At 58.6% G+C, this 16,791-nt stretch carries 18 protein-coding genes; 13 read left to right on the top strand and 5 right to left on the bottom strand.

Going from position 1 to position 16,791, the window contains the following annotated elements:
* Positions 1–28 precede the first annotated feature (28 nt).
* The gene (gene pyrE / locus NTD86_RS09680) at positions 29–670 is read right to left on the bottom strand and encodes an orotate phosphoribosyltransferase (RefSeq protein ID WP_262201982.1); all 642 of its coding nucleotides are present in this window, start codon (positions 668–670) and stop codon (positions 29–31) included.
* An 82-nt stretch (positions 671–752) separates the two neighbouring features.
* On the opposite strand from pyrE, the gene NTD86_RS09675 reads away from it, so the two are divergent.
* Positions 753–1,532: an exodeoxyribonuclease III gene (locus NTD86_RS09675; RefSeq protein WP_262201981.1), complete on the top strand. Its 780-nt coding sequence runs from the start codon at positions 753–755 to the stop codon at positions 1,530–1,532.
* A gap of 61 nt (positions 1,533–1,593) precedes the next feature.
* Here the strand turns inward: NTD86_RS09675 and NTD86_RS09670 are convergent, their stop codons facing one another.
* Positions 1,594–2,532 (bottom strand): GlxA family transcriptional regulator, encoded by a 939-nt coding sequence (locus NTD86_RS09670; RefSeq protein WP_262201980.1) that lies wholly within the window; start codon positions 2,530–2,532, stop codon positions 1,594–1,596.
* Positions 2,533–2,640: 108 nt separating this feature from the next.
* Between NTD86_RS09670 and NTD86_RS09665 the strand changes: the two genes are divergently transcribed.
* Positions 2,641–3,441, top strand: coding sequence for an SDR family NAD(P)-dependent oxidoreductase (locus NTD86_RS09665; RefSeq protein WP_262201979.1), 801 nt, complete (start codon positions 2,641–2,643; stop codon positions 3,439–3,441).
* A 67-nt stretch (positions 3,442–3,508) separates the two neighbouring features.
* Here NTD86_RS09665 and NTD86_RS09660 read toward each other — a convergent pair whose 3' ends face one another.
* A complete protein-coding gene (locus tag NTD86_RS09660) occupies positions 3,509–3,877 on the bottom strand; it encodes a DUF4870 domain-containing protein (protein WP_262201978.1) in 369 nt (122 codons plus the stop codon).
* 35 nt (positions 3,878–3,912) lie between these two features.
* On the bottom strand, positions 3,913–4,635 hold the full coding sequence (gene rph / locus NTD86_RS09655; RefSeq protein WP_262201977.1) for a ribonuclease PH: 723 nt from the start codon (positions 4,633–4,635) through the stop codon (positions 3,913–3,915).
* A 192-nt stretch (positions 4,636–4,827) separates the two neighbouring features.
* On the opposite strand from rph, the gene NTD86_RS09650 reads away from it, so the two are divergent.
* The 6 genes from NTD86_RS09650 to NTD86_RS09625 all read left to right on the top strand — a co-directional run bounded on the left by NTD86_RS09650 (position 4,828) and on the right by NTD86_RS09625 (position 10,129).
* Positions 4,828–5,691 carry a YicC/YloC family endoribonuclease gene (locus NTD86_RS09650; RefSeq protein WP_262201976.1) on the top strand — a complete coding sequence of 288 codons (864 nt, stop codon included), beginning with the start codon at positions 4,828–4,830 and terminating at the stop codon, positions 5,689–5,691.
* 13 nt (positions 5,692–5,704) lie between these two features.
* Positions 5,705–6,325 (top strand): guanylate kinase, encoded by a 621-nt coding sequence (gmk, locus tag NTD86_RS09645; RefSeq protein ID WP_262201975.1) that lies wholly within the window; start codon positions 5,705–5,707, stop codon positions 6,323–6,325.
* Positions 6,326–6,493: 168 nt separating this feature from the next.
* On the top strand, positions 6,494–6,757 hold the full coding sequence (rpoZ, locus tag NTD86_RS09640) for a DNA-directed RNA polymerase subunit omega (protein ID WP_016782707.1): 264 nt from the start codon (positions 6,494–6,496) through the stop codon (positions 6,755–6,757).
* A gap of 60 nt (positions 6,758–6,817) precedes the next feature.
* On the top strand, positions 6,818–8,923 hold the full coding sequence (gene spoT / locus NTD86_RS09635; RefSeq protein WP_262201974.1) for a bifunctional GTP diphosphokinase/guanosine-3',5'-bis pyrophosphate 3'-pyrophosphohydrolase: 2,106 nt from the start codon (positions 6,818–6,820) through the stop codon (positions 8,921–8,923).
* Between the two features lie 24 nt (positions 8,924–8,947).
* Positions 8,948–9,328 (top strand): RidA family protein, encoded by a 381-nt coding sequence (locus NTD86_RS09630; protein WP_153432836.1) that lies wholly within the window; start codon positions 8,948–8,950, stop codon positions 9,326–9,328.
* Positions 9,329–9,385: 57 nt separating this feature from the next.
* A complete protein-coding gene (locus NTD86_RS09625; protein ID WP_262201973.1) occupies positions 9,386–10,129 on the top strand; it encodes a hypothetical protein in 744 nt (247 codons plus the stop codon).
* Positions 10,130–10,268: 139 nt separating this feature from the next.
* Here the strand turns inward: NTD86_RS09625 and NTD86_RS09620 are convergent, their stop codons facing one another.
* On the bottom strand, positions 10,269–11,129 hold the full coding sequence (locus NTD86_RS09620) for an SDR family oxidoreductase (RefSeq protein ID WP_262201972.1): 861 nt from the start codon (positions 11,127–11,129) through the stop codon (positions 10,269–10,271).
* 187 nt (positions 11,130–11,316) lie between these two features.
* Between NTD86_RS09620 and exbB the strand changes: the two genes are divergently transcribed.
* The 5 genes from exbB (at position 11,317) to recG (ending at position 16,720) form a co-directional block, all read left to right on the top strand.
* On the top strand, positions 11,317–12,291 hold the full coding sequence (gene exbB, locus NTD86_RS09615) for a tonB-system energizer ExbB (protein ID WP_262201971.1): 975 nt from the start codon (positions 11,317–11,319) through the stop codon (positions 12,289–12,291).
* A gap of 6 nt (positions 12,292–12,297) precedes the next feature.
* Positions 12,298–12,723, top strand: a complete 426-nt coding sequence (gene exbD / locus NTD86_RS09610) for a TonB system transport protein ExbD (protein WP_019828186.1) — start codon at positions 12,298–12,300, stop codon at positions 12,721–12,723.
* Positions 12,720–13,466: a TonB family protein gene (locus tag NTD86_RS09605; protein ID WP_262201970.1), complete on the top strand. Its 747-nt coding sequence runs from the start codon at positions 12,720–12,722 to the stop codon at positions 13,464–13,466. Before exbD ends, NTD86_RS09605 begins: the two co-directional genes overlap by 4 nt.
* Positions 13,467–13,714: 248 nt before the next feature.
* Entirely contained in the window at positions 13,715–14,635 is a 921-nt protein-coding gene (locus NTD86_RS09600; RefSeq protein ID WP_262201969.1) for a hydrogen peroxide-inducible genes activator, read from the top strand.
* Between the two features lie 9 nt (positions 14,636–14,644).
* Positions 14,645–16,720 carry an ATP-dependent DNA helicase RecG gene (recG, locus tag NTD86_RS09595; protein WP_262201968.1) on the top strand — a complete coding sequence of 692 codons (2,076 nt, stop codon included), beginning with the start codon at positions 14,645–14,647 and terminating at the stop codon, positions 16,718–16,720.
* Positions 16,721–16,791: the final 71 nt, after the last annotated feature.

The following is a 16,791-nucleotide window of genomic DNA, read 5'->3' as shown; positions in this document are numbered from 1 at the left end:
GTCTCCCCCGTGGGGAACAGACGAGCTATTAAATCCCGTACTGCGCCCGATACGCTTCAACGGCTGGCAGGTATTGCTTCAAGGTTTCGTCTTCGGCCAGGAACTGCAGCACTTGATTCAACGATACGATGCTGACCACCGGGATGCCGAAGTCGCGCTCGACTTCCTGGATGGCGGACAGCTCGCCATTACCGCGTTCTTGACGGTTGAGGGCAATCAATACGCCCGCCGCTTTGGCGCCTTGCGCTTCAATGATTTGCATGACTTCACGGATGGCGGTGCCAGCAGTAATGACGTCGTCGATGATCAGGATGTCGCCTTCCAATGGCGAACCGACCAGGCTGCCACCTTCGCCGTGGGCCTTGGCTTCTTTGCGGTTAAAGCACCATGGCATGTCGCGATCATGGTGTTCGGCCAGCGATACAGCGGTGGCTGCAGCCAACGGAATACCCTTGTAAGCCGGGCCAAACAGCACGTCGAATGGGATACCGCTGTCGACGATGGCGGCTGCATAAAAGCGCCCCAGTTGAGCCAGTGCGGAACCGGTGTTGAACAGGCCTGCATTGAAGAAGTAGGGGCTGGTGCGCCCGGACTTCAAGGTGAACTCACCGAAGCGCAAAACGCCGCGATCAATGGCAAAACGGATAAAGTCGCGCTGATACGCTTGCATGTAAATGGCCCCAGATACCACAGATTTAGCTAATTAGTAAGACGGCGTGTATCATACACGCACGTGATTTTTGGGGCCATTTATGCGGATCATCAGTGTGAACGTCAATGGTATTCAGACGGCAGTCGAGCGTGGTTTGCTCAGTTGGCTGCAAGCTCAGAATGCCGACGTTATCTGCCTGCAGGACACCCGCGCCTCTGCCTTTGAACTGGACGATCCAGCCTACCAGCTGGATGGCTACTTTCTGTATGCGTGCGATGCTGAAGTCCCTGCCCAAGGCGGCGTGGCTTTGTACTCGCGGTTGCAGCCAAAAGCAGTCATCACCGGGCTTGGCTTCGAGACGGCCGATCGCTACGGGCGCTACCTGCAAGCCGATTTCGATAAGGTCAGCATCGCGACCTTGCTGCTCCCTTCGGGGCAGAATGGCGATGAAGACTTGAACCAGAAGTTCAAGCTAATGGACGATTTTGCACGCTATCTGGATAAGCAGCGTCGTAAGCGTCGTGAGTACATTTACTGCGGTTCGTTGTACGTGGCGCAGCAGAAGCTCGACATTAAAAACTGGCGTGACAGCCAGCAGTCTCCTGGTTTCCTGGCGCCTGAACGGGCCTGGATGGATGAGATTGTCGGCAATATGGGCTATGTCGATGCCCTGCGTGAAGTCAGCCGCGAAGGTGATCAGTACAGCTGGTGGCCGGACAACGAACAGGCCGAGATGCTGAATCTGGGCTGGCGCTTTGACTACCAGTTGTTGACCCCGGGCTTGCGCCGCTTTGTTCGCAGCGCTCGCTTGCCGCGTCAGCCACGCTTCTCGCAACACGCGCCGTTGATCGTGGACTACGACTGGACACTCACTATCTAAGTGTTCTTTCGCAGTATAAAAATGCCCGTATCCCACGATACGGGCATTTTTTTTGAGGCGGCTAAGCCTGCAAATGCAGCGCCCGGCGCAGCATTTGGGGTGGCTGACCAAACGCGCGTATAAAGGCTCGACGCATGCGCTCCGGGTCGCCAAAACCGCTCTCACGCGCCACGCTGTCGATGCTGTGGGCGCCGGACTCAAGCATCAATCGAGCGGCCTCAAGGCGCAGGTTCTCGATGGCCTTGGCCGGCGACTGGCCCGTTTCGCTGCTAAACAAGCGGCTGAACTGGCGGGGACTCAAGTGGGCGACCTCGGCCAATTGCTCGACCGACAACTCTTCGCGCAGGTGCTCCTTGGCGTAGGTCAGCGCGGTTTGCACGCGGTCGGACTTTGGCGCGAGCTCCAACAAGGCCGAAAACTGCGACTGCCCGCCGGCGCGGCGATGGTAGACCACCAGCTTTCTGGCCACGTCGCGTGCCACTGCCGCGCCCAGATCCTGCTCCACCAAGGCCAAGGCCAAATCAATGCAGGCGGTCATGCCCGCGCTGGTCCACAGCTTGCCGTCGACCGTGAAAATGCGGTCTTCTTCCAGCTTTACGTTGGGAAAAGTTTCGCGAAACGTTCGCGCGTGGTACCAGTGCGTGGTTGCCTTGCGCCCATCCAGCAAGCCTGCCGTGGCCAGCAGAAAGGAGCCGGTACAGGCTGAGGCCAGGCGCCGTGATGAAGTGAACGCTTGCTGTAAATAGTGGATCAACCCAGGAGTGGGCTTTATCAACTCGTTATCGCCCAGCACCAGAGTTGTGTCATAGCGGCGCTGTGTGAATGCCAGTGTATCGATGGTGAATCCCATGGAACTGACCACTGAGCCACCTTGTTCGGAAATCAAGTCCACTCGATAGAACGGTTGCCCATAGAACCGATTGGCCAGCTCAAAGACCGTGCTGGTGGACAGGCTCAGGACCTGAAAGCCGGGCGACAGAAGGATGCCAATCGTAACCATGAGCATGTCCTTAAAGGTGGGATATATGACATTGCAGCCATCACCATACGCTCATAACCTCAACGCTAACAAGGCCGACTCCTTACCCGGCCATTTTGGAGCAACGTCATGAGTGAACGTAAAGGCTATGCCCTGATTACGGGGGCCTCTTCGGGGATTGGTGCAGTTTATGCCGATCGTTTGGCGCGTGATGGCTATGACCTGATTCTGGTTGCCCGTAACCAACAGCGGCTGGAGCGCTTGGCAGCGCAGTTGACGTCGCAAACCGGACGGGATGTCCAGGTGGTGGTCGCCGACCTTAGCCAGTCCGCCGACCTGAAGCGTGTAGCCAGCCTGTTGCAGGAAGACCCGCGTATTACCCTGCTGGTCAACAATGCGGGAGTCGGAGCGAGCACTTCGTTGCTGGAGTCGTCGGCAGACGCGATGGATGCGATGATTTTGCTGAACGTGCTGGCATTGACTCGATTGGCCAAGGCCGCTGCCGGTAACTTCGTTGAACAGGGGCGCGGCACGATCATCAATATCGCTTCCGTCGTTGCCGTTGCGCCAAAATTATTGAACAGTGTGTACGGCGGGACCAAGGCGTTTGTGCTGGCACTCAGTGAATCGCTCCAACATGAACTCAGTGACAAAGGAGTCAAGGTTCAGGTCGTGCTGCCAGGTGCGACAGCCACCGAGTTCTGGGATGTTGCCGGTTCGTCGGTGGACGCTTTGCCGGAGGCGATTGTCATGAGCGCCGAAAACATGGTCGATGCCGCCTTGGCCGGTCTGGCACAAGGTGAGCACGTCACCGTTCCGGCGTTACCGGACAGCGCAGATTGGGCGGCCTTTGATGCGGCGCGCCAAGCGCTGTTACCCAACCTCTCGCACAACAAACCCGCCGCCCGCTACGGCGTAACAACCGTCTGAAAAACCGGTAGGGGCGAGCTTGCCTCGCGATCTTTTGATCTAAAAGATCGCGAGGCAAATCTGGGGTTTACTTGATCGGCCGCCAGGTGAATGGGTAGCGGTAGGCCACCCCGTCATTGGCTTTGACACCGGCAATCACCACCAGCACCACGGCGCCGATGAACAGCAGGCCAAGCAAGACGAAGCCAATCAGTACAAACATCAGCACGTAGCAAATGGCCGAAGCAATCGCCACGGTGATCTGAAAGTTCAGGGCTTCCTTGCCCTGTTCGTCAACAAAGGGATCGCTCTCGCGCTTGAGCTGCCAAATGATCAGCGGCCCAATCAGGTTGCCAAACGGAAACCACATCCCCAAGAACGCCGCAAAGTGACAAAACATTGCCCATTGGCGAGCTTCGCGGCTCGGTTTGGGATTTGAAAGGTCGAGTTCTGTCATGGCGTTCTCCTGTCGATCATCCAGGCGGTTGGCAATCAGTCAGCCAATGCCGCTTGTTGCAGTGCGAAGATTTCGGTCATGCCTTGTTGAGCCAGTGCCAGCATAGCGTTCAGCTCTTGCGGCTGGAATGGTGCGCCTTCGGCAGTGCCCTGAACTTCAATGAAACCACCGGTGCTGGTCATCACGACGTTCAGGTCGGTTTCGGCTGCCGAATCTTCAAGATAGTCCAGATCCAGTACCGGCTCGCCCTGGTAGATGCCCACTGATACGGCGGCAATCATTTGCTTGATCGGGTCGCCACCTTTGAGGCCGCCACGCTTTTTGATCACTTTGAGGGCATCAACCAAGGCAACCATGGCGCCGGTGATCGATGCGGTACGAGTACCGCCATCTGCCTGAATCACGTCGCAATCGACGTAGAGGGTGATATCGCCCAGTTTGGACATGTCCAGTGCAGCGCGCAGCGAGCGGCCGATCAGGCGCTGGATTTCGAGGGTGCGGCCGCCTTGTTTGCCACGGCTGGCTTCACGCTGGTTACGTTCGCCAGTGGCACGCGGCAACATGCCGTATTCGGCGGTCAGCCAGCCTTGGCCCTGACCTTTGAGGAAGCGCGGTACACCGTTCTCGACGCTGACGGTACAAATGACTTTAGTGTCACCGAACTCGACCAGTACAGAGCCCTCTGCGTGTTTGGTGTAGTTGCGGGTGATGCGGATCGGACGGAGCTGATCGGCAGCGCGACCACTTGGACGTTTCATGTGGGATACCTGTACGGGACGGAAAACTGCCGAGCATTATAAAGGCCGAGATCAATCCGGGCACATTTAAAAACAATCCAGGCCTGCAACGCCTTTGCGACAGACGTAATTTGGGGCCATCTGCTGCACTGCGCTACAATCCGCCCCCTTAATAGCCGTCCGGCTTCATTCATCAGATCGCGAGGTACCTCCATGGTGCACAGCATGACCGCCTTTGCCCGCGTCGAAAGCGCTGGCGCTCAGGGCACCCTGAGCTGGGAGCTGCGCTCGGTCAACAGCCGCTACCTGGAGCCACACCTGCGTTTGCCGGAGTCCTTTCGCGAGCTCGAAGGTGCGGTGCGAGAAGCGCTGCGCCAGGGTATCTCCCGTGGCAAGTTGGAGTGCACCTTGCGCTTCACCGAAGAAAGCACCGGCAAACCGCTGCAAGTCAATCGCGAGCGTGCTGCACAACTGGTGGCCGCGGCCGAAACCATCGCCGGCCTGATCAAGCAGCCCGCAGCGCTGAATCCGCTAGAAGTCCTGGCCTGGCCTGGAGTGCTGGTGGCCGATGCGGCCGACCCTCAAGCCCTGAACACACAGGCGCTGGCGTTGTTCAAGCAAGGCCTGCAAGAGCTCAAAAATGGTCGTGAGCGCGAAGGCGCAGAGTTGGCGCGCTTGATCAATGACCGTTTGAGCGCCATCGAAAGCGACGTAGACACCTTGCGTGAGCTGGTGCCGCAAATGCTCGCCACCCAGCGGCAGAAGGTGCTGGATCGCTTCGCCGACATGAAAGCCGAGCTGGACCCTCAGCGCCTTGAGCAAGAAATGGTCTTGCTCGCGCAAAAGAGTGACGTCGCAGAAGAGCTGGACCGTCTGAGCACCCACATTCTGGAAGTGCGGCGCGTGCTCAAGTCGGGCGGTGCTGCCGGCCGTCGCCTCGACTTCCTGATGCAAGAACTCAACCGGGAGGCCAACACCCTCGGTTCCAAGGCATTCGACCCGCGTAGTACCCAGGCGGCGGTCAACCTCAAAGTGTTGATCGAGCAGATGCGCGAACAAGTACAGAATATTGAGTAAGGCTCACCCCGACATGACCCACAGCACTGGCACTCTCTACATTATTTCCGCTCCTTCAGGGGCCGGGAAAAGCAGCCTGGTCAAGGCCCTGATCGACGTTGAGCCGCACATTCGCGTCTCGGTGTCGCACACCACCCGGGCCAAGCGCCCCGGTGAAGAGAACGGCGTGCACTATCACTTCGTCGAACGCGAAGAGTTCGTGAAGATGATCGAGCACGGTGATTTTCTTGAGCGTGCCGAGGTGTTTGGCAATCTGTATGGCACGTCGCAAAGCTACCTGCAGCAAACCCTCGATGAAGGTCACGACCTGATTCTGGAGATCGACTGGCAAGGCGCCGAGCAGGTCCGCAAGCTGATGCCTCAAGCGCGTTCAATCTTTATCCTGCCGCCGAGCCAACAGGCCTTGCGTGATCGTCTGGACAATCGCGGGCAGGACAGTGCCGAGATTATTGACGGCCGTATGCGCGAAGCCGTGAGTGAAATGAGTCACTACGTCGACTATGACTACCTGATCATCAACGACGACTTTGCGTTGGCACTTGATGACCTGAAGGCCATTTTCCATGCCAATCGTCTGCAGCAGAAACGCCAGCAGCAGCGTTTTGGTAAATTACTGGCCGAACTGCTTGGCTAAACAGCACTTCCCAAAACCCCTGCAAGGGCTTTAAATTGGCACTTACAGAGGCTATGGGCAGGGCGCGTGAAAAATCAGCGCTTCCCTAATCGCTGGTGATTTTTTAAACTGTTGAGTCCGCTCGCCCATCCGGGCAGCGCGCACATTGCATTTGCTACGAGGAAGACCATGGCCCGCGTAACCGTTGAAGACTGTCTAGAACACGTGGATAACCGCTTTGAGCTGGTCATGCTGTCTACCAAGCGTGCCCGTCAACTGGCCACCGGTGGTAAAGAGCCTCTGGTTCAGTGGGAAAACGATAAGCCTACCGTCGTTGCCCTGCGTGAAATCGCAGAAGGCCTGATGAGCTACGAGTTTATCGCCAACGCTGAAATCGTCGAAGACGAACCGCTGTTTGCAGCGTTCGAGGACGAGTCCAACGAGGCGAACTAAGCCTATGCCCGGTCGACGTAGTACGGCGAAGGGTTCACAGTTTTGGCAGGAGGCTCCCTCATGCCGAGCATAGACGCCCTCGCCGACAGCTTGTCGACCTACCTCAGTGCGGACCAGGTCAATCTGGTCCGACGAGCGTATTTTTACGCAGAACAAGCCCACGACGGCCAACGCCGACGTAGCGGCGAGCCTTATGTCACGCACCCGCTGGCAGTGGCCAACATCCTTGCCGACATGCATATGGACCATCAGAGCCTGATGGCGGCCATGCTGCATGACGTGATCGAAGACACCGGAATTGCCAAGGAAGCGCTGGTTGCGCAGTTCGGCGAAACCGTGGCCGAACTGGTCGATGGCGTCAGTAAGCTGACCCAGATGAACTTCGAAACCAAAGCCGAAGCCCAAGCTGAAAACTTCCAGAAAATGGCCATGGCCATGGCCCGCGACATTCGGGTGATTCTGGTCAAGCTGGCGGACCGCTTGCACAACATGCGTACCCTCGAAGTGTTGTCCGGCGAAAAACGCCGGCGGATTGCCAAGGAAACCCTGGAAATCTACGCGCCCATCGCCAACCGGCTGGGTATGCACAACATTCGTATCGAATTCGAAGACCTCGGTTTCAAGGCGATGTACCCGATGCGCTCTGCGCGCATTTATCAGGCGGTCAAGCGCGCCCGGGGCAACCGCAAAGAAATCGTCAACAAAATCGAAGAATCGCTCAGCCACTGTCTGGCCGTTGACGGCATTCAGGGTGAGGTGAGCGGGCGTCAAAAGCACATCTACGGAATCTATAAAAAGATGCGCGGCAAGCGTCGTGCGTTCAACGAGATCATGGACGTGTATGCGTTCCGGATCATCGTCGACAAAGTAGACACCTGCTACCGCGTATTGGGCGCTGTACATAATTTGTACAAACCCCTGCCGGGACGCTTCAAGGATTACATCGCGATTCCCAAAGCCAACGGCTATCAGTCGTTGCACACCACGCTGTTTGGCATGCACGGTGTACCGATCGAGATTCAGATCCGTACCCGTGAAATGGAAGAAATGGCCAACAACGGGATTGCCGCGCACTGGTTGTACAAATCCAGTGGCGACGAGCAACACACCGGGACTCACGCCCGGGCGCGACAATGGGTCAAGGGCGTGCTCGAGATGCAGCAGCGCGCCGGCAACTCCCTCGAATTTATCGAAAGCGTCAAAATCGATCTGTTCCCGGACGAGGTCTACGTCTTTACGCCTAAAGGCCGGATCATGGAGCTGCCCAAAGGCTCCACGGCGGTCGACTTTGCCTACGCGGTACACACCGACGTCGGCAACAGCTGCATCGCGTGCCGGATCAACCGTCGTCTCGCGCCGCTGTCCGAGCCCCTGCAAAGCGGCTCCACGGTCGAGATTGTCAGTGCCCCGGGCGCCCGCCCGAACCCGGCCTGGCTCAACTTTGTGGTGACCGGCAAGGCACGCACGCACATTCGCCACGCACTCAAACTGCAGCGTCGATCCGAATCCATCAGCCTGGGCGAACGCCTGCTGAACAAAGTGCTCAACGGATTCAACAGCGCGCTGGACCAAATCCCCGCCGAGCGCGTCCAGGCCATGCTCCAGGAATATCGCCTGGAACACATCGAAGACCTGCTCGAAGACATTGGCTTGGGTAACCGCATGGCTTACGTTGTGGCCCGACGCTTGCTGGGCGAGGGCGAGCAACTGCCGAGCCCCGAAGGCCCGCTGGCAATTCGCGGTACAGAAGGTCTGGTGCTCAGCTACGCCAAATGCTGCACGCCGATTCCGGGCGACCCGATTGTTGGCCACTTGTCTGCGGGCAAAGGCATGGTTGTGCACCTGGACAACTGCCGCAATATCAGTGAAATCCGTCATAACCCTGAAAAATGCGTCCAGCTATCATGGGCCAAGGACGTTACGGGCGAATTCAACGTCGAATTGCGCGTCGAGCTGGAACACCAGCGCGGCTTGATCGCATTGCTGGCCAGCAGCGTCAACGCCGCCGACGGCAACATCGAAAAGATCAGCATGGACGAACGCGATGGTCGTATCAGCGTGGTCCAACTGGTAGTCAGCGTGCACGACCGTGTGCATCTGGCTCGTGTGATCAAAAAACTGCGCGCCCTCACCGGGGTCATCCGCATTACCCGTATGCGTGCGTAGCCACCTAATTACAAGGAGTCACCCATGTCCAAGACTGTAATCACCAGCGATAAGGCACCTGCTGCAATCGGCACCTACTCTCAGGCGATCAAAGCTGGCAATACTGTCTACATGTCCGGTCAAATCCCGCTGGACCCAAAAACCATGGAACTGGTTGAAGGCTTTGAAGCCCAGACCATTCAGGTATTTGAAAACCTCAAGTCGGTAGCTGAAGCAGCGGGTGGCTCGTTCAAAGACATCGTCAAGCTGAACATCTTCCTGACCGACCTGAGCCACTTCGCCAAGGTCAACGAGATCATGGGCAAGTACTTCGAACAACCTTACCCAGCGCGCGCAGCCATCGGTGTTGCCGCCTTGCCAAAGGGTTCGCAAGTTGAGATGGATGCCATTCTGGTACTCGAGTAACACCCTCGGCGCAGCCTCTCCTGCTGCGCCACCCCCCTGCTTTAAAAGGATTCCACTATGCGCAAAGCGCTAGCCTGGTCACTGCTCGCCGTTTTTTTGGTTGGTTGTGCCAGCGACCCTGCACCCCGCGATATCAGTGGCGTCTGGATTAACCAGGCGGCAATCGATGAGGCCGCCAAAGGTGGCAACCTGCGTGAAGCCTTGCTGGCTTACGGGCCGAATCTTGAATGGGACATCGACGCCAAGAACGCCAAGGCCAACTACACCAACGGCTTTGAGTGGGTAGAAGGCAAGTTGGCACCTGAGAAGAAGGGTGTCTGGCAAGTGGACTTATACGGCAGTTCGGCCATTGAGCTGAGCCTCAAAGGTATCGGGCTGACCCAGGCCGCTTCTGACTCCGACCCGCAACAATCGTTTGTTCGCTCGCCTGTGCATCTGACCCGGGATGCGCCTTTGGGCACTCATTTCGAGTACGCGCTCAAGGCAGCCTATTTGGGCGGTGAGTGGCGCGTGATCAGCGGCCCGGGGCAGGGCAATACGGTCACCTTTATGCCGGATGGGCAAATCAAAGGCCTGGCCAATTACAACGCCTATGCCCTGTGCCTGGCAGGTGACTGCGCCTCGATGAGTGGCGAGTACGACAGCCTGTGGCTGCAACAGGATGAAATCGGCGCTGCACATCTATTTATGCGAAATGGCCGCCGACTTGAAATCTTCCAGGCGCTGGACTCGGCCAAGCCTGACGAAATGCCCCAGTTTTACCCTGGCAAACAGGAATGGGTGCTAGAGAAACAGCCCTAAAAGCCAACCCCGCTCCTGAACTGCCCCCAAAAAGTTGGACACCCATCCAACTGTTTGGGGCAGTTCATCCTGTAGGAGCGAGCTTGCCTCGCGATCTTTTGATCTTCAAAAGATCGCAGCCTTCGTGCCTCGACAGCTCTTACGGTGTAATAGCGTCAAGAATCGCTGCATAGCCCTCGCGATAGCTCGAATAGCGCGGCTCCCAGCCCAATGCTTTAGCCCGCGCGTTGCTGCAACGCTTACTGCCCGCACGGCGCACGCTCGCCTCTTCGGCCCATTCGGTCACGCCCAGGCGCTCACGCAACCAGTCCACCACCTCGGCCAGCGGCGCGGGTTCGTTATCAACACCTATATAGCAGTCGTCCAAAGCCTTGCCTTGTCGGTCTGCTTCCAGCAAGAAGGCCAAAAGCCCGGCTGCGTCATCGGCGTGAATCCGGTTGCCATACAGCGGTGGATTGACGGCCACGCGATAACCCTTGCGCACTTGCCCCAGCAACCATTCACGCCCCGGCCCATAAATACCAGTCAGGCGCACGACGCTGGCCGGCACGCCACTGTGCAGGGCTATCTGCTCAGCCTCGAGCATGATCCGGCCGGAGTAGTTGGTTGATTCTGCGGGTGAGGTTTCATCTACCCATTCCCCGTCTTGCTGCACATACACTCCGCTGCTGGACACAAACAGCAAGCGCTTGGGTTGTTGGACGTGTTGTTTGAGCCAGCTCAGGGTATGTTTCAAGCCCTCGACATACGCGGCCTGATAGCCGGCTTCGTCATGTTCGGTGGCAGCGGTGCTGTACACCAGGTAATCAAGCTGACCGGTCGGCCAGTTGGCCGGGCACGTCTGGTTGAAGAGGTCGCCCGCAACACCGATGGCCCCGGCAGGCAAGCGATCTATCGAACGGCGCAACCCATAGACTTGCCAGCCACGCTCAAGCAACTGAGTGGCCAGACGACTCCCGACATCACCGCAACCGACAATCAGCGCTGTGGGTTTGGACATCTTAAGCTCCTTACGAAATGTTACAAAAATGGCTGTGCGGTCACGCTCAAGATCGTGACATTTGAAAAAAACAAGTGCATTTGCTTTTGTTAACAAGAATTACTTGCAATAATAACGCATCGTTTGCCCTGGGTCTTAAGACGCGCTGTAGGGCATTTCTTCTTTACTTTCTTCAGGTCCGGCTAGCATGACACGCAATCAACCCTCCGCTTCGCCAACCCAGCTTTCGAGCCCTTCACGTCTATGGCGTGGGCTTGCGGCGCTGATGTTCAGCCTTATGCTGGCACCAGCGGCGGCCTTTGCCGACGAACCTGCCACACCGGCTGTGCACTCCGCCACGGAGGCTGCGGCGCCTGTTGCTGCACCGGCTGCGACAGACCCAGCCCCCGCTGAAGGCGCTGGCGCTCCGGCTGATGAAGCATCGCAAGTCGTGGCCGAAGAAGATAACAGCTTGGGCATGGCCCATGACCTGTCCCCTTGGGGCATGTACAAAAACGCTGACATTGTTGTGAAACTCGTGATGATCGGCCTGGCAATCGCCTCGATCATCACCTGGACCATCTGGATCGCCAAAGGCTTTGAAGTGATGGGCGCCAAGCGTCGCCTGCGCGGCGAAATCGCCAACCTGAAAAAAGCCCGCACACTTCAAGAAGCCAGCGAAACAGCAGCCAAAGAAGGCACCCTCGCGCACCTGTTGGTACAGGACGCCATGGAAGAAATGCGCCTGTCGGCCAACAGCCGTGAAAAAGAAGGTATCAAGGAGCGTGTCAGCTTCCGCCTTGAGCGTCTGGTGGCGGCCTGCGGTCGTAACATGAGCAGCGGCACCGGCGTGCTGGCGACCATCGGTTCCACAGCACCGTTCGTCGGTCTGTTCGGTACCGTATGGGGCATCATGAACTCCTTCATCGGCATCGCCAAAACCCAAACCACCAACCTGGCCGTCGTTGCACCCGGTATCGCCGAGGCCTTGCTGGCAACCGCTTTGGGCCTGGTGGCTGCGATTCCTGCGGTGGTGATTTATAACGTATTCGCCCGCTCCATCACCGGCTACAAGGCTCAGGTGGCGGATGCATCGGCAGAAGTGTTGCTGCTGGTTAGTCGTGACCTCGATCACCTGCCGCCCGAGCGCAGCTCGCAACCGCACATGGTGAAAGTGGGGTAATCGGCCATGGGCCTGCATTTAAAAGAAGGCGATGACGATCTCGCCGAGAACCATGAAATCAACGTCACCCCTTTTATTGACGTGATGCTGGTACTGCTGATCATCTTCATGGTGGCGGCACCGCTGGCGACTGTTGATATCAAGGTTGACCTGCCCGCTTCGACCGCCAAACCGGCACCGCGACCCGAGAAACCGGTGTTCCTCAGCGTCAAAGCTGACCAGCGCCTATATCTGGGCGAAGAGCCGGTCACGGTTGAAGCATTGGGCCCGACCCTGGATGCCAGGACTCACAACAACAAGGACACGACGATCTTCTTCCAGGCAGACAAAGGTGTGGATTACGGTGATTTGATGAGCGTGATGGATGCATTGCGCGCAGCTGGTTACTTGAAGGTCGGTCTGGTCGGACTAGAGACGGCAGCCAAGAAATGACCATAGCGCGCCAAAAGATGACGCGTTACGCAATCAGCTTGGCCGTGGTGCTGGCGATTCATGCTGTGGCAGTGGCTCTTGCCCTGAATTGGTCTAACCCACGGCCTATCGAACTTCCGCCGCAAGCCATGATGGTGGATCTGGCGCCGATGCCAGAGCCGCCTCCGCCTGCGCCGCCGAAAGTGGTGACCCCGCCACAACCGCCGGCTCCCGTGGAAGAGTTGCCGATACCCAAGCTGGCCGAAGCGCCCAAACCCAAGATTGCTGTGCCCAAACCGGTTAAGCCCAAGCAGAAGCCTCAGCCGCCCAAGCCTGTGGAAAAACCTGAGCCGGTCAAGGAAAAGCCGTCAGAAGATAAACCTAGCGACGCAACGCCGACCAAGGCGCCGAGCGAGAAGTCTGCTGCGCCGGCTCCAGGCCCGTCGCCACAACAACTGGCCGCCAAAGCCAGCTGGGAAGGTACGTTGCTGGCCCACTTGGGCAAGTACAAGAAGTACCCGCCCGCCGCTCAGTCGCGGGGCAAAGAAGGTCTGAACCGTCTGCGCTTCGTCGTGGATGCCGAAGGCAAGGTGCTGTCCTACGAGCTGGTAGGCCGCTCCGGCAACGCGGATCTGGACCGGGCCACCCTGGAAATGATTCGCCGGGCACAACCATTGCCCAAGCCGCCGCCTGAAATGCTCACTAACGGCAGCATCGAAATCGTGGCTCCGTTCGTTTATTCCATCGATAAACGTCGGCGTTAACACCACAAAGGGCACCCCAGGGTGCCCTTTGTACATATTGGCCCCGCTCCCTGTCGTCGCCGCTCAGAGGCGCTTCGCAACCCCTCGCAGCCCCATGCTTGGTCAGCGACTACACAGGCGGCTCACCCAGTTGATGCTTGAACATGAATACGTGCCGCAGTCACTGTGGTTCCGTAGGCAATGAGTGATAACGTGCGTCTATCGATAGCAGCCGTTATGCTTGGCCCGCAAACACAGGGACGCCCGTTATGACTCTTACCGAATTACGCTACATCGTTACGCTCGCCCAAGAGCAACACTTCGGTCACGCAGCCGAACGTTGTCACGTTAGCCAACCGACCTTGTCGGTGGGCGTGAAAAAGCTGGAAGACGAACTCGGTGTGCTGATTTTCGAGCGCAGCAAAAGCGCTGTGCGTCTCACGCCTGTGGGTGAGGGCATCGTTGCCCAGGCGCAAAAGGTTCTTGAGCAGGCCCAAGGCATTCGCGAACTGGCTCAGGCCGGGAAGAATCAACTGACCGCACCGCTCAAGGTGGGGGCGATTTACACCGTTGGTCCGTACCTTTTCCCACACCTTATTCCGCAACTGCATCGGGTCGCACCGCAAATGCCGTTGTACATCGAAGAAAACTTCACACACGTGCTGCGCGACAAACTGCGCAACGGCGAACTGGACGCGATCATCATCGCGCTGCCGTTCCAGGAAGCCGACGTCTTGACGTTGCCGCTCTACGACGAGCCGTTCTACGTCTTGATGCCGAGCGAACACCCGTGGAGCAAAAAAGAAACCATCGACGCCAACCTGCTCAACGACAAGAGCTTGCTGCTGCTGGGTGAAGGCCACTGCTTCCGCGATCAGGTGCTGGAAGCGTGCCCTACGCTGACCAAGGGGGCCGATGGCGCCAAGCACACCACGGTGGAGTCCAGTTCGCTGGAAACCATCCGCCATATGGTCGCCTCGGGGTTGGGGATTTCGATCCTGCCGTTGTCGGCGGTCGACAGCCACCATTACGCCCCTGGCATTTTGTCCGTGCGTCCGCTGACCCCGCCGGTACCGTTTCGCACGGTGGCCATCGCCTGGCGTGCGAGCTTCCCACGGCCAAAAGCCATCGAAATCCTCGCGGACTCGATCCGCCTGTGTTCCGTGGCCAAGCCACCTGTCGCGACCTAAGAAGCTGAAATGACTGAGTTGTCCAACGTGTCGGTCACCGCGCTCAAGGGCGTCGGTGAGGCCATGGCCGAGAAGCTGGCCAAGGTAGGGCTCGAAACCGTTCAGGATGTGCTTTTCCACTTGCCGTTGCGCTACCAGGACCGCACCCGCGTGGTGCCGATTGGTGCGCTGCGTCCCGGTCAGGACGCGGTGGTCGAAGGCCGGGTGATTGGCGTCGACGTAGTGATGGGCAAGCGCCGCAGTCTGTTGGTGCGCATCAACGATGGCACCGGCGGCTTGAGCCTGCGCTTCTACCACTTCAGCAACGCGCAAAAAGAAAGTCTCAAGCGCGGCACCGAAGTGCGCTGCTATGGCGAGGCACGGCCGGGCGCCTCGGGTCTGGAAATTTACCACCCCGAGTACCGCGCTATCACCGGAGCGGAGCCGCCGCCTGTCGACACCACGCTGACGCCGATCTACCCCACCACCGAGGGCCTGACGCAGCAGCGTTTGCGCCAGCTCAGCCAGCAGAGCCTGGCGATGCTGGGGCCGCGCAGCTTGCCCGACTGGTTGCCACCAGAACTGGCCAAGGAATACCAATTGGCCCCGCTGGACGAGGCCATTCGTTATTTGCATCAGCCGCCTGCTGACGCTGACGTTGAAGAACTCGCACTGGGCCATCACTGGGCCCAGCACCGGCTGGCGTTTGAAGAACTGCTGACTCACCAGCTCTCGCAGCAACGCCTGCGCGAGAGCCTGCGCTCGCAACAAGCCCCGGCGTTGCCCAAGGCCAAAAAGCTGCCCAAGCAATACCTCGCCAACCTGGGCTTCCCGCCCACTGGCGCGCAAGTGCGGGTCGGCAATGAAATCGCTTACGACCTCAGCCAATCCGAGCCCATGTTGCGCCTGATCCAGGGCGATGTGGGCGCGGGTAAAACCGTGGTCGCGGCCCTGGCCGCCTTGCAGGCGCTGGAGGTCGGTTATCAGGTGGCCTTGATGGCTCCCACTGAAATCCTCGCCGAGCAGCATTTCATCAGCTTTAAACGCTGGCTGGAGCCGCTGGGCATCGAAGTCGCCTGGCTGGCCGGCAAACTCAAGGGCAAGGCGCGGGCGGCATCGCTTGAGCAAATCGCCAATGGCGCACCGATGGTGGTCGGCACCCATGCGCTGTTTCAGGAGCAGGTGCAGTTCAAGAACCTGGCGTTGGTGATCATCGACGAACAGCACCGCTTCGGCGTGCAACAACGGCTGGCCTTGCGCAATAAAGGCGTGGGCGGTGTCATGTGCCCGCACCAGTTGATCATGACGGCCACCCCGATACCCCGCACCCTGGCCATGAGTGCCTATGCCGACCTCGACACTTCGATCCTCGACGAGCTGCCGCCTGGGCGCACGCCCGTCAACACCGTGCTGGTGGTCGACACCCGCCGCATGGAAGTCATTGAACGGGTACGCGCCGCCTGCGCCGAAGGGCGGCAGGCGTATTGGGTCTGCACCCTGATTGAAGAATCCGAAGAGATGACCTGTCAGGCCGCCGAAAGCACCTTTGAAGACCTGTCCAGCGCGCTGGGCGAACTGCGCGTCGGGCTGATCCATGGCCGTATGAAAGCCGCTGAAAAAGCCGAGGTCATGGCGCAATTCAAGGCTGGCGAACTGCAATTGCTGGTCGCAACCACTGTGATTGAAGTGGGCGTGGACGTTCCCAACGCCAGCCTGATGATCATCGAAAACCCCGAGCGCCTCGGCTTATCCCAACTGCACCAGTTGCGCGGGCGTGTGGGCCGGGGCAGCGCGGCCAGCCATTGTGTGCTGCTGTATCATCCGCCGCTGTCGCAAATCGGTCGTCAGCGCCTGGGCATCATGCGCGAGACCAACGATGGCTTTGTGATCGCTGAAAAAGACCTTGAACTGCGCGGCCCAGGCGAAATGCTCGGCACCCGGCAAACTGGCCTGCTGCAATTCAAGGTGGCCGACTTGATGCGCGATGCCGACCTGCTTCCCGCTGTGCGCGACGCCGCCCTGGCGTTGCTGGAACGCTGGCCAAGCCACGTTAGCCCCTTGCTGGATCGCTGGTTACGTCATGGTCAGCAATACGGTCAAGTGTAAAAAAGACCGTTCAGTAAATTCAGTCGCTGCCGATCCAGTACCGGGTTTTCAAATTTGAGTTGCACACATCG

Origin of the sequence: Pseudomonas sp. 7P_10.2_Bac1 (assembly GCF_025465935.1) — a bacterium.
Taxonomy (GTDB): Bacteria; Pseudomonadota; Gammaproteobacteria; order Pseudomonadales; family Pseudomonadaceae; genus Aquipseudomonas.
This window is presented reverse-complemented; position numbering and strand designations above follow the sequence as displayed.